The organism is Cellulomonas hominis (assembly GCF_005239125.1).
Classification (GTDB): Bacteria; Actinomycetota; Actinomycetes; order Actinomycetales; family Cellulomonadaceae; genus Cellulomonas; species Cellulomonas hominis_A.
The window spans coordinates 1-6058 of record NZ_SZYE01000210.1; the positions used below are offsets into that span (position 1 = coordinate 1).

The 6058-nt window shown below is 74.3% G+C and carries 5 protein-coding genes; 3 read left to right on the forward strand and 2 right to left on the reverse strand.

Annotation, left to right across the window (positions count from 1 at the left end; translation table 11 throughout):
• Positions 1–3535, forward strand: a 3535-nt coding sequence (locus FA014_RS17200; RefSeq protein WP_154730860.1) for a multifunctional oxoglutarate decarboxylase/oxoglutarate dehydrogenase thiamine pyrophosphate-binding subunit/dihydrolipoyllysine-residue succinyltransferase subunit, incomplete at its 5' end; no start/stop codon positions are given.
• 252 nt (positions 3536–3787) lie between these two features.
• Here FA014_RS17200 and FA014_RS17205 read toward each other — a convergent pair.
• Positions 3788–4771, reverse strand: a complete 984-nt coding sequence (locus FA014_RS17205; RefSeq protein WP_154730861.1) for a GlxA family transcriptional regulator — start codon at positions 4769–4771, stop codon at positions 3788–3790.
• A 94-nt stretch (positions 4772–4865) separates the two neighbouring features.
• Here FA014_RS17205 and FA014_RS17210 point away from each other — a divergent pair, with 94 nt between their 5' ends.
• Positions 4866–5021 (forward strand): hypothetical protein, encoded by a 156-nt coding sequence (locus tag FA014_RS17210; RefSeq protein WP_154730862.1) that lies wholly within the window; start codon positions 4866–4868, stop codon positions 5019–5021.
• 203 nt (positions 5022–5224) lie between these two features.
• Complete coding sequence (locus FA014_RS17215; RefSeq protein WP_154730863.1) at positions 5225–5824, forward strand: GDSL-type esterase/lipase family protein; 600 nt, start codon at positions 5225–5227, stop codon at positions 5822–5824.
• A gap of 36 nt (positions 5825–5860) precedes the next feature.
• Here FA014_RS17215 and FA014_RS20205 read toward each other — a convergent pair.
• Positions 5861–6058, reverse strand: a 198-nt coding sequence (locus tag FA014_RS20205; protein ID WP_195969342.1) for a hypothetical protein, incomplete at its 5' end; no start/stop codon positions are given.

The following is a 6058-nucleotide window of genomic DNA, read 5'->3' on the forward strand; positions in this document are numbered from 1 at the left end:
GCCCGCGCCGGCGCCCACCGCGACGCGCCCCCAGGAGCAGCCCGCGCCGCGGGACCCCGAGCCCGCGCCCGCCACCTCCCCGGTGGCGACGGCCCAGCCGGCGACCGCCCCCTACGCGCCCGCCGCCAAGGCGGCCCGCGAGGCCGAGCAGGAGGTCCCCGAGGCCTCCGACGAGACGCAGCGCCTGCGCGGCCCCGCCGCCCGGGTGGTCACCAACATGGAGGCCAGCCTGGAGGTGCCCACCGCGACGTCGGTGCGCGCGATCCCGGCCAAGCTCCTGGTGGACAACCGCATCGTCATCAACAACCACCTGGCCCGCGGCCGGGGCGGCAAGGTCTCGTTCACGCACCTCATCGGCTTCGCGCTGGTCGAGGCCGTCGGCGAGATGCCCGCCATGAACAGCTCGTACACGCTGGTCGACGGCAAGCCGGGCGTGCTGACCCCCGCGCACGTCAACCTCGGCCTGGCGATCGACCTGGCCAAGCCCGACGGCACCCGCCAGCTCCTCGTGCCGAGCATCAAGCAGGCCGAGACGCTCGACTTCGCGCAGTTCTGGAACGCGTACGAGGACGTCGTGCGGCGCGCCCGCGGCGGCAAGCTCGGGGTCGACGACTTCGCGGGCACCACGCTGTCCCTGACCAACCCCGGCACCATCGGCACCGTGCACTCCGTGCCGCGGCTGATGCAGGGCCAGGGCACCATCATCGGCGTCGGCGCGATGGACTACCCCGCCGAGTTCCAGGGCACGTCCGACGAGCAGCTCAACAAGATGGGCGTGTCGAAGGTGCTGACGGTGACGTCCACCTACGACCACCGGATCATCCAGGGCGCCCAGTCCGGCGACTTCCTGCGCATCCTGCACCGCAAGCTGCTCGGCGAGGACGGCTTCTACGACCGGGTGTTCGCGTCGCTGCGCGTCCCCTACGAGCCGATCCGCTGGGTCAAGGAGGCCGCCGACCCCGACGCCGAGGCCATCAAGCCCGCGCGGATCGCCGAGCTCATCCACGCCTACCGGTCCCGCGGCCACCTCATGGCCGACACCGACCCGCTGGCCTACCGGCTGCGCAAGCACCCCGACCTGGACGTGCAGACGCACGGCCTGTCGCTGTGGGACCTCGACCGGACGTTCCCGACCGGCGGCTTCACCGGCCGGCCGCGGGCCACGCTGCGCCAGGTCCTCGGCCTGCTGCGCGACTCGTACTGCCGCACCACCGGCTTCGAGTACATGCACCTGCAGGACCCGCGGCAGCGCCGCTGGCTCCAGGAGCGGCTGGAGGCCGGCTACGCCCCCACCCCGCGCGAGGACCAGCTGCGCATCCTGCGCCGCCTGAACGCCGCCGAGGCGTTCGAGACGTTCCTGCAGACCAAGTACGTCGGGCAGAAGCGGTTCTCGCTGGAGGGCGGCGAGTCCGTCATCCCGCTGCTCGACGCCGTGCTCTCGCGCGCCGCCGAGTCCGGGCTGGACGAGGTCGCCATCGGCATGGCGCACCGCGGCCGGCTCAACGTCCTCGCGAACATCGCCGGCAAGTCCTACGGGCAGATCTTCAGCGAGTTCGAGGGCAACCAGGACCCGAAGTCCGTGCAGGGCTCCGGCGACGTGAAGTACCACCTCGGCACCGAGGGCGTGTTCCGCGCCGAGTCCGGGGCGTCCACCCGCGTCTACCTGGCCGCGAACCCGTCGCACCTCGAGGCGGTCGACCCGGTGCTCGAGGGCATCGTGCGCGCCAAGCAGGATCGGATCGACCTCGGCGGCGACGGGTTCTCCGTGCTGCCGATCCTCATCCACGGCGACGCGGCGTTCGCCGGGCAGGGCGTGGTCTTCGAGACCCTCAACCTGGCCCAGCTGCGCGGCTACCGCACCGGCGGCACCATCCACGTCGTCATCAACAACCAGGTCGGCTTCACCACCGGCCCGTCGTCCTCGCGCTCGTCGCAGTACGCCACCGACGTGGCCAAGGGCCTGCAGGTCCCGATCTTCCACGTCAACGGCGACGACCCCGAGGCGTGCGTCCGGGTCGCCGAGCTCGCGTTCGAGTACCGCGAGCAGTTCGACCGCGACGTCATCATCGACATGGTCTGCTACCGCCGGCGCGGCCACAACGAGGGCGACGACCCCTCGATGACCCAGCCGCTCATGTACAACCTCATCGAGGCCAAGCGCTCGGTGCGCAAGCTCTACACCGAGGCGCTGGTGTCCCGCGGGGACATCACGCTCGAGGAGGCCGAGCACGTCCTGCGCGACTACCAGGCGCAGCTCGAGCGGGTGTTCGCCGAGACCCGCGAGGAGGGCTGGACCCCGCCGTCCCCCGACGCCGAGCCGGTGGCCGGCCTGGAGCGCCCGGAGTCCCAGCGCGAGGACGCCGGCGTCATCATCGGCTGGCAGACCGCCGTGCCCGCCAAGGTGCTGGAGCGGATCGGCGCCGCGCACGTCCGGGCGCCCGAGGGCTTCACGATCCACCCGAAGCTCGCGCAGCTGCTCGCCAAGCGGGAGCAGATGTCCCGCGAGGGCGGCATCGACTGGGGCTTCGGCGAGATCCTCGCGTTCGGGTCGCTGCTCATCGAGGGCACCCCGGTGCGGCTCGCCGGGCAGGACTCCCGCCGCGGCACCTTCGTGCAGCGGCACGCCGTCCTGCACGACCGGGAGACCGGCGCCGAGTGGACCCCGCTGCTGTACCTGTCGGCGGACCAGGCGAAGTTCTGGGTCTACGACTCGTCGCTGTCGGAGTACGCGGCGCTCGGCTTCGAGTACGGCTACTCCGTCGAGCGCCCGGACGCCCTGGTGCTCTGGGAGGCGCAGTTCGGCGACTTCGTCAACGGCGCGCAGACCGTCATCGACGAGTTCATCTCGTCCGCCGAGCAGAAGTGGGGCCAGCACTCGTCCGTCGTGCTGCTGCTCCCCCACGGCTACGAGGGCCAGGGGCCGGACCACTCGTCGGCCCGCATCGAGCGGTTCCTCCAGATGTCCGCCGAGGGCAACATGACCGTCGCGCAGCCCACGACCCCGGCCTCGTACTTCCACCTGCTGCGCCGCCAGGCCTACGCCCGGCCGCGCCGCCCGCTCATCGTCTTCACCCCGAAGTCGATGCTGCGGCTCAAGGCCGGTGCGTCGCAGGTCGCCGACTTCACGTCCGGCACGTTCCGCCCGGTCATCGGCGACGACGCGGCGGCCGCCTCCGCCGCCCGGGTCGACCGCGTGCTGCTGTGCTCCGGCAAGCTCTACTGGGACCTCGTGGCCCAGCGGGAGAAGCTGAACGACGAGCGCACGGCGATCGTCCGGTTCGAGCAGCTGTACCCGCTCGACCACGACGGCATCCGCTCGGCGCTCGCGCCGTTCGACGGGGCCGAGCTGGTCTGGGTCCAGGACGAGCCGCACAACCAGGGTCCCTGGTCGTACGTGTCGCTCGCCCTGCCGCAGGTCGTGGGCGCACCGGTCCGGGCCGTGTCCCGCCCGGCGTCGGCGTCGACCGCGGCCGGCTCGGCGAAGGCCCACCAGGCGGAGCAGGCGGAGATCCTGCGGGCGGCGTTCGAGCGCTGACCCGCGGGCACGACACGGAGGCCGGCCACCCCTCGGGGGTGGCCGGCCTCCGCCGCGTCCGGGAGGTGCGCACCCTCGGGATCCACGGCCCACCCGAGCGCCCGGGGATCCCCGCGCCCGCCCTCCGGCAGATGGAGGTTCGCCGAGATCGGTGCTCTCCGTCGAGGTCGGTGGTTCCAGGGACCGATCTCGGCGCGAAGCGCCGATCTCGGCGGGGTGGGTCGGCGGGGTGGGTCGGAGGGGTGGGCGGGGTCAGGCGACGGACATGCGGTCGGCCGCGGCCTCCGCCTCGTCCGTGCACGCGAACTGGCGCCGGTACGCCTGCGGGCTCGTGCCGAGGACCCGCGCGAAGTGGTGCCGGAGGATCGCCGCGCTGCCGAACCCGCTGGTGCGGGCGACCTCGTCGATCCCGGCGGACGTCCGCTCGAGCATCTCCTGCGCCCGCACCAGCCGCTGCCGGGTGACCCACGCGGCGGGCGTCGTGCCGGTCTCGGCGCGGAACCGGCGGGCGAACGTGCGCTCCGACATGAGCGCCCGCGCCGCGAGCTCGGGGACGGTGAGCTCGGCGTCGAGGTGCTCGCCCATCCACGCGAGCAGCGGCGCGAGCGTGTCGGCGTCGCAGGGCAGCGGGGTGTCGACGTACTGCGCCTGGCCGCCGTCGCGGTGCGGCGGCACGACCATCCGGCGGGCGACCAGCGCCGCCTGCTGCGCACCGAGCTCCCGCCGCAGGAGGTGCAGGCACGCGTCGATGCCGGCGGCCGTGCCGGCGCTGCTGATCACGCGCCGGTCCTCGACGTAGAGCACCGCGGGGTCGACCTGCGCCGTGGGGTACCGGCGCTGCAGGTCGCCGGCGTACATCCAGTGCGTCGTGCACCGGCGGCCGTCGAGCAGCCCGGCCTCCCCCAGCGCGAACGTCCCGGAGCAGATGCTCATCACCCACGCGCCGCGGTCGTGGGCCGCGCGCAGCGCGTCGCGGGCGGCAGCCGGCAGGCCGTAGGGCGCCTTGTACGGGAGCGCGACGACGAGGTCGGCCTCGGCGGCGACGTCCATCCCGGCGGTCACCTCGACGGCGAGGCCCGGCTCCATCGGCACGAGGCCGGGCTCGGGGGTGCACAGCGTGAACTCGAACGTCGGGCCACCGGTGTCCGAGCGGTCGATGCCGAACACCTCGAGCACGAGCCCGAGCTCGAACGCGGACACCCCGGGGACCGCGATCGCGGCGACTCGCTGCAGCATGCGGCCGAGCCTGCCACGGAACTGGCGGTAAGTCGATGGGGGTCGGCAGTCCTGCCACTCGTGGCGGAATGACGCGCTCGGCAGGATTTCTGCCATGACCGCACTGATCATCGCCCTGGCTCTGCTCACCCTGACCGCCTGGCTCGGCGCCCGGCTGTACGACTGGCTCCGCACCGACGGCCTCGGTCGCCGGGAGCCCCCCGCCTCGCGCCACGACTGGACCGACGACACCGACCGCTACGTCCACTGATCCGCGCCCGCCCCGCCCTCCCACGCCGCACGTCACCCTCGCCGAGATGGCCACTCTCGGCTGTCCCACGGCGGCCCCGCACAGCCGAGAGTTGCCATCTCGCAGGGGGCCGCGCGTCGGCGGGCGTCCCGGGCGGTGCGGCTGCGAGACTGAGGGGCACCCCCCGCGACCGCGGGCGGGCACGGCGAGCGGGAGGACGGGACGTGGGCGAGCTGCCGCTGCGCCTGGTGGTGATCGGGGACGAGCTGGCCGCGGGCGCCGGCGACCCGCGGGCGCTGGGCTGGGTCGGCCGGGTGGCCGCGCGGACCACCACGCCCGTGCCGCCGACGGTGCTGACCCTGGCGGTCCCCGGCGAGACCACCTCCGGCCTGTCCGCCCGCTGGGAGGAGGAGGTCGGCCGCCGCGCCTCCGCCGAGGCCGACACCCGCCTGGTCGTCTCGCTCGGGCGCGCCGACGCGCTGGCCGGGCTGTCGCTCGCGCGCAGCCGGCTGAACCTCGCGAACGTCCTCGACGCCGCCGAGCAGCGCCGGATGCCGGCGTTCGTGGTCGGCCCGCCGCCCGGTGCCGGCGTCGACCCGACGACGCTCGCCGACCTGTCGGCCGCGTTCGCGGACGTCACCACGCGCCGCCGCGTGCCGTACGTCGACATGTTCACGCCGCTCGCCGGGCACGAGCAGTGGCTCGCGGACCTCGCGGCGGGCGACGGCGCGCTGCCCGGGCAGGCCGGCTACGGGCTGATGGCCTGGCTGGTCCTGCACTCGCACTGGAACGCCTGGCTCGGTCTGCCGGAGGACGTGGTCTGACCCGCCGGGCGCTCCGCCCCCGGCCCCGCCCCGCGCTCATCCCCGCGGCAGGGTCGCGGCGATCGCCGACCGGGCGCTCGCCAGCACCGTCCGCACCGTGTCGGCCGTGAGGGCCGACGGCCCGCCGTCCGCCTCCGCGCGCCGCACGGCGTCCCGCACCTCCGCGCGGAACGTCGCGAGGTCGGCCTCGATCTGGGACCGCCGCGCCCGTGCGGCCCGGCGCTCCTCGGCCGC